Below are 16,232 nucleotides of genomic sequence, written 5' to 3'. Positions count from 1 at the left end.
CGCAGGTTTCACCCGGCTTTTGCGGCTTTGGCCCGCATCCGCTGCCGCCAAAGCGTAAACAGCCCCGCCGCCACCACGATCACCGCGCCGATCACCACATTGATGCGCAGGTTCTCCTGGAACAGCACCAGCCCCAGGATCGAGACGAAGGGCAGCTGGAAATAGGCGAAGGGCTGGATATCGGCGGCCTCGGCCACGTCATAGGCCTTGATCAGCAGCCCGTGGCTGACCACCGCCGCCACGCAAAGCACCAGCATCAGGCCCCAGTCAGAGCCGCTCATGCTTTGCCAGTGGTAAAGACCTAAGGGGGTGGTAAAGACCGCGCCGCCAACGCCCGTCCAGAAAAAGCTGGTCGCCGCGCTGTCCTGGCGCGAGACATAGCGCGTCAGCAGGCCATATAGCGCGAACATCGCCGCCGCTGTCAGTGGCAGCAGCGCCCAGATCGAGAATATGCCGCCGCCGGGGTTTAGGATGACCAGCACGCCGCCAAAGCCCACCAGCACCGCCAGCCAGCGCCGCCAGCCGACCTTTTCGCCCAGTATCGGCCCGGAAAACAGCGTGACCAGCAGCGGATAGACCACGAAAACCGCATGGGTCTCGATCAGGCCCAGATGGATGAAAGCCACCACCATGACGCCGATTTCCGCCACCAGCAGAAAGGCGCGCAGCCCCTGCAGCCAGGGGTAATGGCTTTGCACCGCCCCCCGGATTCCGCCCGCCGAACGGGCCGCAATGGCGATCACAAAGGCTGACATGAACCAAAAGCGGATCATGACGACCATATAGATATTCACCGCCTCGCCCAGGTGGCGGGAAATGCCGTCCTGCAGGGCGAAGATCGCCGAGGTGACGATCATCAGGGTGATACCGAGTCGGGTGTTTTGGGGCGCGCTCATGATGCAGCGCTAACATGGGGCCATGACACAAAACAGGGGTGATCCCGGCAATCGCTGCGGCGTGGCAATTCTGGCAGGTTTGCGCGGGGCGCATGGCCCGGGGGGCGCGCCTCTTTTCCGGCGGTTAAGCCTGATCCGGCGGCCCGGGGGGCAGGGCGGCAGACCCCGGCGGATCTGCGGGCCGCAAGGGCCGCAAAGGCCCTGGCAGCGGGTCCGGGGCCAGTTCCTCAAAGTCGAAATTGTCCAGCCTGCGGGCGCGTTTGCCGGCCTTGTCGGAAGAGATGCGGATTTCCTCGATATCTTTTGCGGCCATCTGGAAATGACGGTCCAGGTTCAGAACCCGGCCCCCCAGCCGCTCGACATCCTGCGACAGCAAGGACAGCTCTTTGCGGATCGCGCCTGCCTGTTCGCGCATGCGGGCATCTTTCAGCACCGCCCGCATGGTGTTCAGCGTGGCCATGCAGGTGGTGGGCGAGACGATCCAGACCCGGGCGGCAAAGCCCTCGCGGATCACCTCGGGGAAATTGGCGTGCAATTCGGCATAGACCGCCTCTGAGGGCAGGAACATCAGCGCCCCCTCGGCGGTCTCGCCCTCGATGATATAGCGTTCGGAAATGGCGCGGATATGGGCGCGGACCGACTGGCGCAGGGCCTGTGCGGCCTCATGCTGGTCGCGGGGGGTGGTGGCGCGGCGCAGCGCCTCATAGGCCTCCAGCGGGAATTTCGCGTCGATCACGATCGGGCCGGGCGGCTTTGGCAGATGGATCAGGCAATCGGCGCGGCGGTTGTTCGACAGCACCGCCTGCATCGTATAGCTGTCACTGGGCAGCGCCTTTGAGACGATGTCATTCAGCTGGATCTCGCCAAAGGCGCCGCGGGTCTGTTTGTTCGACAGAATATCCTGCAAAGACAGCACATTACCGGAGAGTTTCTCGATCTTCTCCTGGGCCTTGTCGATGGTTTCCAGCCGCTGATGCAGCTCGCCCAGCGAACGCGCGGTGCGGGTCGAGCTGCCCTGCAGGGCCTCATTCATCTGCCGCTGCATATCGGCAAGCCGCGTCTCCATCAGCCGCAGCATCGAGCCCTGTGACAGCGCCTGGGCCTCTGAGACATGGCTGAGCCCCCCGGAAAGCCGCTCTTGCCCCTCGGCCAGGGCCTGGACGCGGTGGCTCATCCAGGCGATCTCATTGAGCAGCGGGCTGGCCGAGTTTCCGGCCCGGTTCGCGGCTCGCAGGATCAAAAGCAAAAAGATCAGCACCGCCAGGGTGACGGCGGCTATGATCAGGATTTCAGGGTCATTCCAGGCATAGGCCTCGCCAAAGAACGTGATCATCTGCGCCCGAAAAGCCGTTCAATATCATGCAGTTTCAGCTCGACCCAGGTGGGGCGGCCATGGTTGCACTGGCCGGAATTGGGCGTGACCTCCATCTCGCGCAAAAGCGCGTTCATCTCTTCGGGGCGCATCTGGCGGCCAGAGCGGACCGAGCCATGGCAGGCCATTCTGGACAGGACCGCGTCGATCTTGCCGCGTGTCAGCTGGCTGTCACCCTGATCGGCCAGCTCATCCAGGATGTCGCGGATCAGGGCGCTGGCGTTGATCGCGCCCAGGATCGCCGGGGTCTCGGTGATGGAGATTGCGGTACCGCCAAAGGGTTCGATCACCAGGCCGGCCTCTGCCAGGCTTTCTGCCGCCGAGAGGATCAGGCTGGCATCGGGCAGCGAGAGGGTGACGATTTCCGGGATCAGCAGCACCTGGCGCGGGATCTGGCGGGTGGCCATCTGCGCCTTCAGCCGCTCATAGACCAGGCGCTCATGGGCGGCATGCTGATCGACGATCACAATGCCGTCGCCGGTCTGGGCGATGATCCAGTTCTCATGCAGCTGGGCGCGGGCGGCACCAAGCGGGAAGGCCTCGGTCTGGGGGGCGGCCTCGGGCAGGGCCGCCTCGGGCAGGGCAGAGGGGGCAGGCCCGCCTGCGGCCTCGGCAAAGCCAGGGGCCGCGGCGGCTGGTGTGGGGGCGGCGAAAGCCGGGGCCTGAAAGGCGAATGCGCCCGCGAGGCTTGACTGTGAGGGGCGCGGCGGCGGCGTGTAGCCGGGCCAGCTTTGTGCAGTCGGGGGGGCGGGCTGCGCCCCCAGCTCATGCCCGGGGCGAAAGGCCTCCAGCGTCGCCGCCCCGACCGTGGTCGAGGCGCGGTGCCCCGCCCCGCTTAGCGCCGCGCGGATCGCGGTGATGATCAGCGAGCGGGCGGCCTCGGGCTCGCGAAAGCGCACCTCGGATTTGGCGGGATGGACGTTCACATCGACCCGCTCGGGATCGACGATCAGGTTCAGCACCGCCGCCGGATGGCGGTCACGCGAAAGCACGTCGAAATAGGCCACCCGCAGCGCGCCGTATAGCAGCCGGTCACTGACCGGGCGGCCATTGACGAAAAGATATTGCTGGGTTGAGGAGCCGCGCGAATAGGTCGGCAGCGCCGCATAGCCCAGCAGCGAAAGCCCGTCACGGGCCGCATCAATCGCCACCGCATTGGCGGTGAAATCCGCGCCCAGGATCCGCGTCAGCCGCCCATGCAGCGCGTCAAACAGATCGCCGCTTTCCGGGTCCAGCCGCAGGATCACCCGCGCCCCATCCGGCCCGACTTCATTGAGGGTAAAGCCAATCGCAGGCTCGGCCATGGCCAGCTTTCGCACCACATCATGAATGGCCTGGGCCTCGGCCCGGTCGGTACGCATGAACTTCAGCCGCGCAGGCGTCGCGTGGAACAGATCGCGCAGCTCAACGACGGTGCCGCCGCTCAGCGCCGCCGGGCGCGGCCCGTCGATCCGCCCAGCCGTGCAGCTGATCTGCGCCGCCTCACCGCCCGCCACCCGCGAGGTGATCACCAGCCGCCCCACCGCACCCAGCGAGGGCAGGGCCTCACCGCGAAAGCCGAAAGAGCGGATGTTCAACAGGTCGCTGCCGTCGATTTTTGAGGTTGCGTGGCGGCTTAATGCCAGCGGCAGATCTGCGGCTGTCATCCCGCAGCCGTCATCGGTGACCCGGATCAGCGTCTTGCCACCATCGGTGTAGTCAATGCGGATCCGGCCGGCGCCTGCGTCAATCGCATTCTCGACCAGCTCTTTCACCGCCGAAGCAGGGCGCTCGACCACCTCGCCTGCGGCGATGCGGTTGATCGCCGCCTCATCCAGCTGGCGAATGACCGGCAGGCCCTCGGGCCCTGATATCCTGGGGGAATGATGCGTCATGGCTGCAATATCTAGCAGCCAGCCCTCGATCAGAAAAGGGGAAAGCCCGGCGAGATCCGTGCCGTGGCGGGGAGGGGTCCGGGGAGGGTTGCCCTCCCCGGCGTTCTGTCACTGGCGCAGGCCTTGCCATTGGCGCAGGTCTGGCCACTGGCAAAGCGGTGCAGGCCCTCAGGGTGTCGCATCAACGCCCTCCGGGCGGCCCACCACGACGAAGCGCAAAGCCTCTGGCTGGTAAAGCCGCGCCGCCACCCGTTTCACATCGGCCATGGTCACCGCCTCAACCCGGGCATTGCGGCTGTTGGGGTAGTCAATCGCCATCCCCTGCATCTGCATCCCCACCAGCAGCGAGGCAATCGGCGCATTGCCGTCAAAGCGCAGCGGATAGGCCCCGGTCAGATAGGTTTTCGCATCCGTCAGTTCTTTCTCGGAAATCCCTTCGGCTGCGATCTTTGCCCATTCGGCGCGGATCACCGAAATCGCCTCGGCCACCTTGTCATTTGAGGCCTGGAATTGCCCCAGATAGCTGTCGGAATGGTCCATCCCCACCAGGTAAGAGCCGATCCCATAGGTCAGCCCACGCCGATCGCGCACCTCGGTCATCAGCCGCGCCGAGAAACGCCCGCCCCCCATCACCTCATTAAGGATATAGGCGGCGAAGAAATCCGGATCATCCTGCGAGATGCCCGATTGCCCGAACACCACCACCGACTGCGGCGAGGGGAAATCGACCACGCTGACGCCGGGCGTCAAAAGCCAGGGCGCGGTTTGGGGCAGGGGGGCGCCGCTTTCGGGCAGACCGCCCAGAATGCGGTCGATCACCAGGCCCAGCTCTTCGCTGGTGATATCGCCGGCGGCGGAAATATAGACCCGGTCACGCGCCAGGGCGGCTTTCCAGGCCGCGACCACATCATCGCGGGTCAGTGCTGCGACCGAATCGAGGCTGCCGCGCCCGCTATAGGCATAGGGGTGATCGCCGTAAGCCAGACCGTCAAACACCCGTGAGGCAATCGAGGTCGGATTGCGCTCGTCCGAGCGCAGGCCGGAAAGCACCTGTTCACGCACTCGCGCCACCGCATCTTCGTCAAAGCGCGGCTTGTTCAGCGCCAGCGCCAGCAGATCCACCGCCTGATCGCGATTTTCCGTCAGAAACCGCGCCGAAACCGAGACCGAATCCGATGAGGCCGCAAAGGAATAAGAGGCCGCCAGCCCGTCACGGGCCTCGGCAAAGCCCTTGCTGTCCAACTCGCCCGCGCCCTCTTCGATCAGGCCCGCCATCAGGTTGATTGCGCCACGCTTTGCCGGATCATCCAGCGAGGTGCCGCCGCGAAAGCGGATCTCCAGTGCGGTGAAGGGGATATTGTGATCCTCGACCAGCCAGGCCGTCAGGCCGCCCGGGCTTTTGACCTCTTTGATCGCAATATCGGCCAAAGCCAGACCTGGGGCCAGGCCTGCAACCAGCGAGGGCAGGGCAAAGGCCACGGCAGTCACAAAAGCGCGCAGGATCATTGTGCAGCCTCCTGATCGGGGGGAGTGCCGGGGAGGGTGCCGGTGGTAGTTTCGCCAGCGGTCCCATCCTGAGGCCCGGCCGTCGCCTCATCCGTTGTCCCGGCCGGGGTGTCGGTAGCCGGGCTGTCGGTGGCTGGGCTGTCGGCGGGGGGCTCTGTCCCGGTGTCGGCGGGCGTCTCGCCTGTCAGCGGCGTGACGATGAACTGATCCATCTTCTTCGGCGCGTCTGTTCCGGCCTCCGGCTCTGGCTCTGGCGGGCGTTCCAGCCAGCCGGTCACCGCATTGTTGCGCAGCAGAACCTCACGGGCGGCCTGCATCACATCCTCGATTGTGACCGCATCCAGCACCGCCGAATAGCTTTGGATGTCAATCAGCCCCAGGCCAACCGACAGCTCTTCGCCGTAAAGTTTGGCCAGCCCCATCGCATCGTCTTTGGCATAGATATCCGAGGCGCGAACCTGGGTCTTGATGCGCTGGAAGGCCTCAGGATCAGGGCCATCGAGCAGGAATTTGGCAATCGCCGCATCCATCGCCGCCTCGGCCTCGGCCAGGCTGACCCCGGGCGCGGGCACCACATAAAGCCCGAATGTCCCGTCATCCAGCGCGGTTCCGTCATAAAAGGCCGAGGACCAGACCGCGATCTGGCTGTCAAACTGCAACGCACGCGGCAGGATGGCGGTCTGGCCATTGCCGCCCAGCAGCTCGGCCAGGATCGTCAGCGCAGCGGCGGTTTTCTGATCGCCCGGATTGCGCTCGGGCGCGATATAGCTGCGGTAGACATAGGGGTCAGAGACCCGCTCATCGGCATAGGTCAGGCGGCGCTCGGCCAGCTGCGGCGGCTCTTGCGGGCGGATGCGGGGCGCAATGCCCTCAGATGGTGCGATCGGACCATAGTATTTCTCGGCCAGGGTCTTCACTTGATCGGGGGTGACATCACCCGCAATCACCAGGGTCGCATTGTTGGGCGCATAGTATTTCTCATACCAGGCCAGCGCATCCTCGCGCGTCAGCTCGGCGATCTCATGACGCCAGCCGATGATCGGAATGCCGTAGCGGTGGTTCATGAACAAAGCCGCCCGCATCTGCTCGCCCAAAAGCGCGCCCGGATCCGAATCGGTGCGCTGGGCGCGTTCCTCCAGGATCACCTGGCGCTCGGTCAGCACCACTTCAGGATCGAGTTTCAGGCCGCGCATCCGGTCGGCTTCCATCTCCATCACCATTTCCAGCTTTGAGGCGCTGATGCGCTGGAAATAGGCGGTGTAATCCCAGGAGGTGAAGGCATTGTCATCGCCGCCATGCGCCTCGACCGTGGCCGAGAACTGCCCGGCGGGCACTTTGTCGGTGCCCTTGAACATCAGATGTTCAAGGAAATGGGCGATGCCGGATTTGCCAGCTGGTTCATCCGCGGCCCCGGCGCGATACCAGATCATCTGCACCACCACAGGGGCGCGGTGATCCTCGATCACCACCACATCCAGCCCGTTTTCCAGCGTGAAGGCGGTGACGGCCTCGGCCTGGGCGGCAAATGCAGAAAATGCGGCCATAAGAGGGGTGGCAAAGCTCAGGTGCCACGCAAGCCTTTTTGCTTTGCGGGCAGTTCTGGTGAAAAGACGCATGCGTCCTCCGTCTGGCAGCGGGGAAGGGCCCCCGCATATTTTCTGAACCTTTGTGACAGGCCGCGCCGCCAGGGCCTGGGCCTGTCCGGGTGATGGCTGCGCGCCCCTTGCCGCCGCCAGGGTCTCCGCTTTGCCCCCTTGTTGGCATCATCGAAATGCCGGTCCAAGGGGGCCTGTTGCGGAGCCTTTGTCAAACGGGCCCGGGCCTGCAATGCCGTCAGAAAAGAGAAAAGCCGCGCTTCTCTTTTTCTTTTTTCTTTTCTTCGGCCTTTTTATCATAGCCTTCCGGCGGGGCCGATGGGGTCAAAAGTCCGCGAGAACGCCAGTAATCCAGCTCGCCATGCTGATCGAGCGACTGGTTGCGATAGGCGCGGTAATAGGTGTTCACGCTGAACATGCGTTCCAGGATGCGGCCCCGGTTGTCACGGCGCCATTCCAGATCCTCAGAGGCCAGCTGGCTGCGGATATCGTCCTGACGGCCCAGACGGGCGGCATGGGCATAAAGCGCCGAATCCGCTGCCGGAATGCCGCCGGTCGCGCCCGGACGCCCGCCAAGCGCCACCACCGCATCATCAAGCGGGCGCTGGTCGGTGCGGTTCGCGCCGCCCGGTGTCGGGGCGGGCAGATCGTTCAGGCTGGTGGGCATTTCCAGCGCCTTGGGCGGCAGGATCGCAAACTCATCCGGCCCGCCTTTTGAGCGCAGCCGCATCAGATCGGTCGCATCGCCCTTGTCGGCGGCACAGCCGGACAGCGTCAGCGCAATCGTCAGCGCGACCACACCCATGCGCGTTTTTGCCTGCATCCTGGTCCCCGGCATTACTAGATCCGTCACTTGCTTACAGCCTCTTAGCCTATGGGGCCGCCCCCGTCACGTGGTCTTGTGAAAACCCGCGCCCGGGGCCGTGCCCTCAGCCCTTTTTCGCCTGTGATTTGCGGGTTTTGGCGGGGGTTCCGGTAAAGAGAACCAATCCGAATGCACCGGCAAAGATCGCAATATCGGCGACGTTGAACGCATAGGGATTCTCGAATCCGCAGCATGACATGTTCAGGAAATCGGCCACAGCCCCATACCAGATGCGGTCGATCACATTGCCAAGCGCCCCCCCCACCAGCAGACCGGCGGAAATCTGCGCAAGCCGCCCCGGGCGCGAGCGCCGGACCCAGATCCAGACCCAGACCGAGATCACCAGCGAGACCAGAACGATTCCCCAGCGGACGGCCTCGGCATCGCCCGCGAAAAGGCCGAAATTGATGCCGCGATTCCAGGCCATGCGGAAGGTCAGGAAGGGCGGCCAGATGTCGATCTCGCCGCGGTTGATCAGATCCATCCCCTGGACGACCGCCAGTTTTGAGGCCTGATCCAGGCCAAAGGTGATGAGTGCGGTTGCCCAGGCGCTGCGCATGTCAGTGCCGGAAATGACGCTGGCCGGTAAAGACCATGGCAAGGCCAAGGCGGTCGGCGGCCTCGATCACGTCCTGGTCTTTCATGCTGCCGCCGGGCTGGATCACCGCTTTCACGCCATTGCCCGCCAGCACCTCGATCCCATCGGCAAAGGGGAAGAAGGCGTCCGAGGCCGCGACCGAGCCGACCGCCGGGCTTTCAGCAAGGCCCAGGGCGCTGGCGATCTCGGCGGCTTTGCGGGCGCCGATCATCGTGCTGTCGACGCGGCTCATCTGGCCTGCGCCGATGCCGACGGTGGCCCCGTCTTTGACATAGACGATGGCGTTGGATTTCACGTGTTTGGCGACCTTCCAGGCGAAGAACAGATCCTCCAGTTCCTGGGCCGAGGGGGCGCGTTTCGTCACCACTTTCAGATCGGCCAGCGTGACGCTGTCGACATCCGAATCCTGGACGAGGAAGCCACCCGCGACCTGGCGGAACGAGAGCACACCCTTGCCCGCGTCGGGCAGCGCCCCGGTGGTCAGAAGGCGCAGGTTCTTCTTCGCGGCAAAGACCGCCTTCGCCGCGTCAGTGGCCGAAGGGGCGATCACCACCTCGGTGAAGATCTTCACGATCTCTTCGGCGGTGGCGGCGTCCAGTTCCTGGTTCAGCGCCACGATACCGCCAAAGGCAGAGGTGGTGTCGCAGATATAGGCGCGCTTATAGGCCTCAAGCAGCGAGGATCCTTTGCCGACGCCGCAGGGATTGGCATGTTTGATAATGGCAACCGCAGGGCCCTGGTCCGCGAATTCGGCCACCAGCTCGAATGCGGCGTCAGTATCGTTGATATTGTTGTAGCTGAGTTCCTTGCCCTGCCACTGTTTCGCGGTGGCAACGCCGGGGCGGTTCGATCCGTCCAGGTAGAAGGCGGCTTTCTGGTGCGGGTTCTCACCATAGCGCAGGGTTTGTGCAAGTTTCCCGGCCATGCCGCGATAAAGGGGCGCAGGCTCGGCGATTGCGGCGGCAAGCCAGGTGGAAACAGCCGTGTCATAGGCGGCGGTGCGGGCATAGGCGGTCAGCGCCAGGCGCTGGCGGAACCCATAGCTGGTGCCGCCATTCTGTTCGATTTCGGCAAGAACGCCCGCGTAATCCTGCGGCTCGGTCACCACGGCGACAAAGGCGTGGTTCTTCGCGGCTGCACGGATCATCGCCGGGCCGCCAATGTCGATATTCTCGACCGAGGTCGCGTAATCCGCGCCTTTGGCCACGGTTTCCTCAAAGGGGTAAAGGTTGACGACCAGCAGATCAATCGCGCCGATCTGATGATCCTTCATCGCGGCGACGTGGTCGGCATTGTCGCGCAGCGCCAAAAGCCCGCCATGCACCATCGGATGCAGGGTTTTGACGCGGCCATCCATCATTTCCGGAAAGCCGGTGATCTCGGCCACATCGGTCACCGGCAGGCTGGCCTCGCGCAGGGCTTTCGCGGTGCCGCCGGTCGACAGAAGCTGGACGCCATGGCCATGCAGGGCGCGGGCGAAGTCGATCAGCCCGGTCTTGTCAGAGACCGAGAGCAGCGCACGGCGGATCTTCACGGGTGAGGTGGGAATGGCAGAGCCGGGCGCGGAAATCGACATGACAGGATCCTGATGGCAGTTCAGATGCGGCAGTTCAGATCGGGACCGGGTCGTCCCGGTTCAGATCGCGGATGGCAAGCGGAGTATCCTGGGCTTTGGCCAGGGTCCAGCCGATACGGCTGTCATAATCCTGTGCAAAGCCCGTCAGCACCACCTGCTGCGTATGGCGGGGCGCAAGCCGCCCCTTTTCCAGCCAGGCCGAGGGCGCCAGCGCCAGATCGGCGCGGCTGTCATGGCGAAAGACCCAGATCTCACCCGAGCGCAGCTGCATAGAGACCGCCGCCCCCCCCATATCCAGCGAGGCATCGACATCGGGATGCAGGTGAAAGCGGATCGTATAGGCCAGACCGCCAAGGGGCGAGCGTTCGACCATCCGCTCAAACTGCGCCCGCGCGTCCGAGGTGGTGGCCGACAGCATATCGGTGCCGCTCAGCCGTCTGCCATCGGGGGAGAGGTGCAGCTCGCGGGTGGCGATCAGCCCATGGCTTGCCGCCCAGCCATCATGGCTGAGCCGGACAAAGGCCCCATCGGTGCCTGCGAAATGCAGGTCAGAGACATGGGCCCGCTCGGTCAGGGCCCGTTCACTCAGCCGCCCGCCGCTGCCCGCCCCGAAACGGGAAGAGGAGAATCCGGTCAGCGACAGCGCCGAATGCGACTGGGTGGCCCGTGCCGCCAGCCGCCACTCGGGGCCGAAATTCTGCCCCGGACCGCAATTCACGATCAGCGGGCGGCGACCCGAGCTTAACTCAAACGCTGCAGTCGAGGCATGGGCGGTCTGGGCGCCATCCCCGCCAGGGGGGGCCGCCACATCGACAATCACCGAAGAGCGCCCGGCCGAAAGCCGCGCATAGCCCATAGCAAGCGTCACATGCCCGGGCGTTGGCAGGGCCTTTGACGCCGCCAGCGCCTGATCCAGCCGCCCCTCGGCCCCGGTGCCGCTGGAGTGGAAACGCGCCAGTCCGCCATCGGAATGGCGCAGCGCCCTGAGGCAGGGCGCGATCCGGTCAATCGCGGATGAAAGCTGATTCGGGATTGGCTGCTCCGCCTCGGTCAGGCTGCGGGCAACCCAGCCCAGCAGGGTGAAAACCTCGAGCAACTCTTCGGCATTGCGCGTGGCTATGGCGCCGCTGCGGTCGATCAGCGTGTCACAGTCGCGGGCCAGGGCGGCAAGGGCCGGGGTCAGGCGGGCCAGGGTTTGCGGGCTGCCCCCCTCAAGCGCGAGAGATGCGCAGATCAGGCCGCTCAGGGCCTCGAACCGGGGCAGGCCTGGGGCAGCGGATTGTGCCCGGCGCTGCAAAAAGCCCAGCTGGCGGGCCAGGGCGGTAAAGAAAGCGTTGCGCGCCTGCGGATCCTGCTCGGTCAGCAGGAAATCGGCGTGATGGATCCAGCGCAAGACCCGCCGGCCGGTCAGCGCGGGGCTCCAGCCCAGGGCCGCTGTCTGATCAGAGCGCAGCCCCAGCTTCTGGCCCTCGCCGAAGCGGCGGATCCACTCGCCTGTCCAAAGCTGCGCCCGCCGCCTGGCTGCGGTATTGCCAAGCGCCGCCAGGTCATCCAGCCAGCCAAAGCCCTGCGCCTCTTCGGCGAAACCGGGCGTGTCGGCGGGCAGGGGGATGTCCCAGATGATGGTATCAGGGGCCTCGGCCAGATGCCCGGCCAGCATGATGTTCCCGGCCATGATCTGCTTGCCGCGGGCATAAAGCCCGATCGAGCGCGGTTCCGGCGGGCGGGTGAAACCTGCGGCGGCCTGTGCATGGCGCACGGCCCAGACCGCATATCGGTTGGCCAGCCGCTCGCGGCGCGATCCCGTCCGGGACTGTGCCAGGCTGGCCCCGTTCGCTGATGTCGTCGCTGCTGTGGTCACCGCTGTTCTGTCCCGGGGTTGCAATCTGCTTTGCATTGGGCCCGGCGCACGGGGGCGGCCAGGCCCAACAGGCCGCCAGGATAGCGGGAGTATGGGGGCATGTCACGTCACTGGCCGCCCGTTCTTCGCGGATGGTTACAAGCCTGTGAACAGGCTCTGAGCCCAGCCTGGTGCCAGCCCGGTGTCGGCCCGGTGTAGGCCAGGGTTTGGGCGGGGTCACGGGTTGGCACTGTTCTGGGCCAGGGGCCCGGTTGGCCTGAAAAAGAAGGCCGCAGGAAGGCCGCAGGAGGGTGGAAGGGCGCATCGTTCTCCGCCTGGAAACGCAGCATCCCCGCCCGGCCTGTGGTAACAGGGGGGGAAAACGGGCAAACTGCGCCTTTGGCAATGGTGACGACGGCGACAGTGGTGCCGCATAAGTCCAGAGAGGGCGATTATATGAATACCGGGATGCTCGTATTGGCGGGTGTGGCGTTCTTTGCGCTGCTGACGGTCCCGGCGGCGCTTGGTTTCATGGTCTTGCGAAATCACGCGGCCGAGGCGCAGGTGACGCTTTCTGAGGCCGAAGCCTCGCAGCTGCAGGCAGAACTGGCCGCCCGCTATCAGGTGGCGCTGCCCCCGCCCGCGCAGGTGCAGGCGGTCTATCACCTTGGCCATTCGCTGACCGGGCGCGACATGCCGGCGATCCTTGCGCAATTTGGCGGCCATAGCTGGAACAGCCAGCTGGGCTGGGGCACCAGCCTTGCCGATCACAGTCGCGGCACTGTGGCGGGTCTGGCCGAGGAAAACGCCACCCCCGCCTATCGCCCCGCCGCCGAGGCCATCGACAGCGGCGATTATCCGGTGGTGGTGCTGACCGAGATGGTCGCGCTGAAAGATGCGATTCGCTATCACAACGCCCCGGCCGAGCTGGCGAAATGGGCGGCCCGCATCCGGGCAGCCCGGCCCGATGCGCGGATCTATCTCTATGAGACCTGGCATTCGCTGAATGAAACCGCGAATGATTCCGGCGACTGGCTGGGCCGGATCGACCATGATCTGGCCAACCTGTGGGAAGGCCAGCTGCTGGCCCCCGCGATGCAGAGCGGCGATGCAGGCACCATCTATGTGATCCCCGGCGGTCAGGTGATGGCCGCCGTGGCCCGCGCCGCAGAGGCCGGGCAGATCCCCGGTATTCGCGGTATCGGGGATCTGCTGTCAGACGATATCCATTTCAACGACAACGGTGCCTATCTGATGGCGCTGGTTCACTATGCGGTGATCTATCACCGCTCGCCGCTGGGGCTGCCCTTTGATGTCACCCGCGCCGATGGGCAGAAAATCACCCCAATCGACCCCGAGGCTGCAAGGGTCATGCAAAGCATCACCTGGGATGTCGTGACCTCTTATCGCCTGACGGGTGTTGGCGGGGCCGGATGATGCGCAGACTGGTTCCCATCCTTTTGCTGGTGCTGGCTGGTATTCTGGTCGGCATTTTCGGGCCCCGCGCTCAAGCCGCCGGTGCCGAGCCCGCCTCTTTTGCACCCGTCAGCAATCCCGCGCTGGGGATGGGGCTGTTGGGCGGGCGTGACTGGTCGCCCGAGCAACCTTTCCTTGATGTGATGAAATCCGCGCGTGACTGGATCGGCCATCGGCCCGGCCAATGGGGCGGCATGGACCATGACGCGCTGGCCGCGCAGGGGGTGCTGGATGCCCAGGGCTGGCCGACCCGCCTGCCAGAGGGGCTTGAGGCTATCGGCACCGTTCTTCTGACCGATATGCCCGCAGAGGCCCGCGATCTGGCCGGGCGCTATCTGGTCACCTGGACGGGGCAGGGCCAGGTCTCGGTCGGGGGGCTGGCCCGCAATCCCAGGGCCACCGGGCCGGGGGCGCTGGTCTTTGATTTCACCCCAGGCCCCGGTCTTGTCGATCTCAGGATCACCGCCACCGACCCGGCTGACCCGATCCGCAACATCCGTGTGGTGCGTGAGGATCGCGCCGCGCTGCTGGCGGGTGGCGAGATCTTCAACCCTGATTTCCTGGCGCGGCTGCAGGGCGTGCGGCTTTTGCGCTTTATGGACTGGCTGCAGACCAATGATTCGCCGCTTGTCACCTCCGCCGACCGCCCCCGCCCCGAGGATTACACCTGGACGCGGCGCGGCGTGCCGATTGAGATCGTGGTAGCCTTGGCCAATCAGCTGCAGGCCGATCCCTGGATCACCGTGCCGCATATGGCCGATGATGCGCTGGTGCGGGACTGGGCGCAGGTGGTGGCGCGTGACCTCTCGCCCGGGCGCACCGCCTGGGTCGAATACTCCAATGAGGTCTGGAACTGGCAATTCGGCCAGGCCCGCTGGGCCGATCAGCAGGCGCAGGCGCTTTGGGGAACCGAGGGCGCCTGGCTGGCCTTTTACGCCCTGCGCGCAAGTGAGGTGATGGCGATCTGGTCTGAAGAGCTGAAGGCGGACCGCCTGGTCCGGGTGCTCTCGACCCAGACCGGCTGGCTGGGGCTGGAGGATGCGATCCTGACGCCCTCGCTGATCCTGGATGAGGGCTGGCCCGCCCCGGTTGATAGCTTTGATGCCTGGGCGATCTCGGGCTATTTCTCCGGGGCGCTTGGCCATGAGGATCGGCTGCCGATGGTGAAATCCTGGATTGCAGAGAGCAAACAGGCGGCGCGTGATCACGCCGCAGGCCTTGGGCTGAAGGGCCCGGCGCTTGAGGCATGGGCGGATAAATATGGGCTGGATCAGGCGATAGCGCTTGCGGTGCAAGAGCTGCGCGATGGATCAGTCTCGGGTAAGCCCGATGATACCCTGGCGCATCAGATCACCACCGTCTGGCCCTATCACGCTGAAATCGCAAAGAAACACGGGCTGAGGCTGGCGATATACGAGGGGGGCACCCATGTCACCGGCATTGGTCCGGTGGCTGATGATGCAGAGGTCACGGCTTTTTTCACTGCCCTTAACTATTCCGAAGGGATGGGTGTGCTTTACCAGGAGATGCTGACGGCCTGGGCGGGTGTCAGTGGCGAAGCGTTTACGCATTACGGTTATGTGGCAACCCCTGGGCGGCATGGGGCCTGGGGGGGGCTGCGGCATCTCTCGGATGACAATCCGCGCTGGCAGGCGCTGATACGGGGATGTGCGACGTGCTGAATGCCGGGGCTGGGTCTGGAGCGGAGGCTGGGGCTGCGGGCGCAGGCCTCGCGCTGAGTGTAATCATCCCGGCCTCGAATGAAGAGGCCTGGATTGCGGCCTGTCTGCAGGCCGTTTTCGCCTCTGACCCGGTACCGGGCGGGGCAGAGGTGATCGTGGTTGCCAATGGCTGCCGCGACCGCACGGCAGAGGTTGCGCGGGATGTTGTTGCCCCCCATGGCTGGCGGCTGAGGGTTGAGGAACTGGCCGAGGGCTCAAAGCCCGGGGCGCTGAATGCCGGGGATCGGCTGGCAAGCGGGCGGGTCAGGGCCTGGCTTGACGCGGATTGCGTGGTCTCGCCCGGGGTTATGCCGGGGCTGGTGGCGGCCCTGACCCCTGATGTGGCCCCCGATGTGGCCCCGAATGTGGCCCCGGATGTAGCCCCGGATGCGCAACCGGATATGCCCCCCGATATTGCAGGCATCGCGCCGCTTTATGCGGGTGCGACCCCGGTCATTCCCCGGGCGAGGTCCTGGGTGACGCGGGCCTATGCGCGCTTCTGGCAGCGGCTGCCCTTTGCCCGCTCGGTCGCGCCGGGTTTTGGGCTTTATGCGGTCAACCCGGCGGGGCGGGCGCGTTGGGGGGAATTCCCGCGCCTGATCTCAGACGACACATTCGTGCGGCTGCAATTCACCCCGGCCGAGCGGGTGCAGATCGCCGCCCCCTATGACTGGCCGATGATCGAGGGCTTTGCGGCGCTGGTCAAAGTGCGCCGCCGCCAGGATCAGGGCGTGCGCGAATTAGAGGCGCATTCCCCCGGTATTTTCGCCCGCGAAGGCAAGGCGCGGCTGGGCAAGGGGGCGCTTCTGCGGCTGGCGCTGCGCGATCCGCTGGGCTTTGCCACCTATGCCGCCGTGACCCTTGCCGTGCGGCGCAAGGCCCATGGCGCCGAGTTTACCCGTGGGCGCTGATC

The 16,232-nt window shown here is 65.4% G+C and carries 11 protein-coding genes and 1 pseudogene; 3 read left to right on the top strand and 9 right to left on the bottom strand.

Annotated elements, in window-relative coordinates:
- Positions 1-8 precede the first annotated feature (8 nt).
- The 9 genes and pseudogenes from HOY34_RS01595 to HOY34_RS01555 form a co-directional block, all read right to left on the bottom strand.
- Positions 9-896, bottom strand: a complete 888-nt coding sequence (locus HOY34_RS01595; RefSeq protein WP_172359545.1) for a DMT family transporter — start codon at positions 894-896, stop codon at positions 9-11.
- A 124-nt stretch (positions 897-1,020) separates the two neighbouring features.
- Complete coding sequence (locus HOY34_RS01590) at positions 1,021-2,229, bottom strand: DNA recombination protein RmuC (RefSeq protein WP_172359544.1); 1,209 nt, start codon at positions 2,227-2,229, stop codon at positions 1,021-1,023.
- Positions 2,226-4,142, bottom strand: coding sequence for a DNA mismatch repair endonuclease MutL (gene mutL / locus HOY34_RS01585; RefSeq protein ID WP_172359543.1), 1,917 nt, complete (start codon positions 4,140-4,142; stop codon positions 2,226-2,228). Before mutL ends, HOY34_RS01590 begins: the two co-directional genes overlap by 4 nt.
- Positions 4,143-4,310: 168 nt before the next feature.
- Positions 4,311-5,648 (bottom strand): M16 family metallopeptidase, encoded by a 1,338-nt coding sequence (locus tag HOY34_RS01580; protein ID WP_172359542.1) that lies wholly within the window; start codon positions 5,646-5,648, stop codon positions 4,311-4,313.
- A 236-nt stretch (positions 5,649-5,884) separates the two neighbouring features.
- Positions 5,885-7,192, bottom strand: a pseudogene (locus HOY34_RS01575) (M16 family metallopeptidase); the annotation flags it as partial.
- 289 nt (positions 7,193-7,481) lie between these two features.
- Positions 7,482-8,066, bottom strand: coding sequence for a DUF3035 domain-containing protein (locus HOY34_RS01570; RefSeq protein ID WP_172359540.1), 585 nt, complete (start codon positions 8,064-8,066; stop codon positions 7,482-7,484).
- Positions 8,067-8,172: 106 nt separating this feature from the next.
- Positions 8,173-8,667 (bottom strand): signal peptidase II, encoded by a 495-nt coding sequence (lspA, locus tag HOY34_RS01565; RefSeq protein WP_172359539.1) that lies wholly within the window; start codon positions 8,665-8,667, stop codon positions 8,173-8,175.
- A 1-nt stretch (position 8,668) separates the two neighbouring features.
- The gene (purH, locus tag HOY34_RS01560; protein ID WP_172359538.1) at positions 8,669-10,282 is read right to left on the bottom strand and encodes a bifunctional phosphoribosylaminoimidazolecarboxamide formyltransferase/IMP cyclohydrolase; all 1,614 of its coding nucleotides are present in this window, start codon (positions 10,280-10,282) and stop codon (positions 8,669-8,671) included.
- Positions 10,283-10,316: 34 nt separating this feature from the next.
- On the bottom strand, positions 10,317-12,143 hold the full coding sequence (locus HOY34_RS01555; RefSeq protein WP_366926892.1) for a heparinase II/III family protein: 1,827 nt from the start codon (positions 12,141-12,143) through the stop codon (positions 10,317-10,319).
- 435 nt (positions 12,144-12,578) lie between these two features.
- Here HOY34_RS01555 and HOY34_RS01550 point away from each other — a divergent pair, with 435 nt between their 5' ends.
- The 3 genes from HOY34_RS01550 to HOY34_RS01540 are packed head-to-tail and all read left to right on the top strand — an operon-like array spanning position 12,579 to position 16,230.
- Entirely contained in the window at positions 12,579-13,559 is a 981-nt protein-coding gene (locus tag HOY34_RS01550; RefSeq protein WP_253944120.1) for a hypothetical protein, read from the top strand.
- Positions 13,559-15,280: a hypothetical protein gene (locus HOY34_RS01545; RefSeq protein WP_172359536.1), complete on the top strand. Its 1,722-nt coding sequence runs from the start codon at positions 13,559-13,561 to the stop codon at positions 15,278-15,280. Before HOY34_RS01550 ends, HOY34_RS01545 begins: the two co-directional genes overlap by 1 nt.
- A complete protein-coding gene (locus tag HOY34_RS01540; RefSeq protein ID WP_172359535.1) occupies positions 15,265-16,230 on the top strand; it encodes a glycosyltransferase family 2 protein in 966 nt (321 codons plus the stop codon). Before HOY34_RS01545 ends, HOY34_RS01540 begins: the two co-directional genes overlap by 16 nt.
- Positions 16,231-16,232: the final 2 nt, after the last annotated feature.

The sequence above is a fragment of the Pseudogemmobacter hezensis genome (genome assembly GCF_013155295.1).
GTDB classification, from domain to species: domain Bacteria; phylum Pseudomonadota; class Alphaproteobacteria; order Rhodobacterales; family Rhodobacteraceae; genus Pseudogemmobacter; species Pseudogemmobacter hezensis.
The sequence above is the reverse complement of the archived record's forward strand: the minus strand, read 5'-3'. Positions and strand labels throughout refer to the sequence as shown.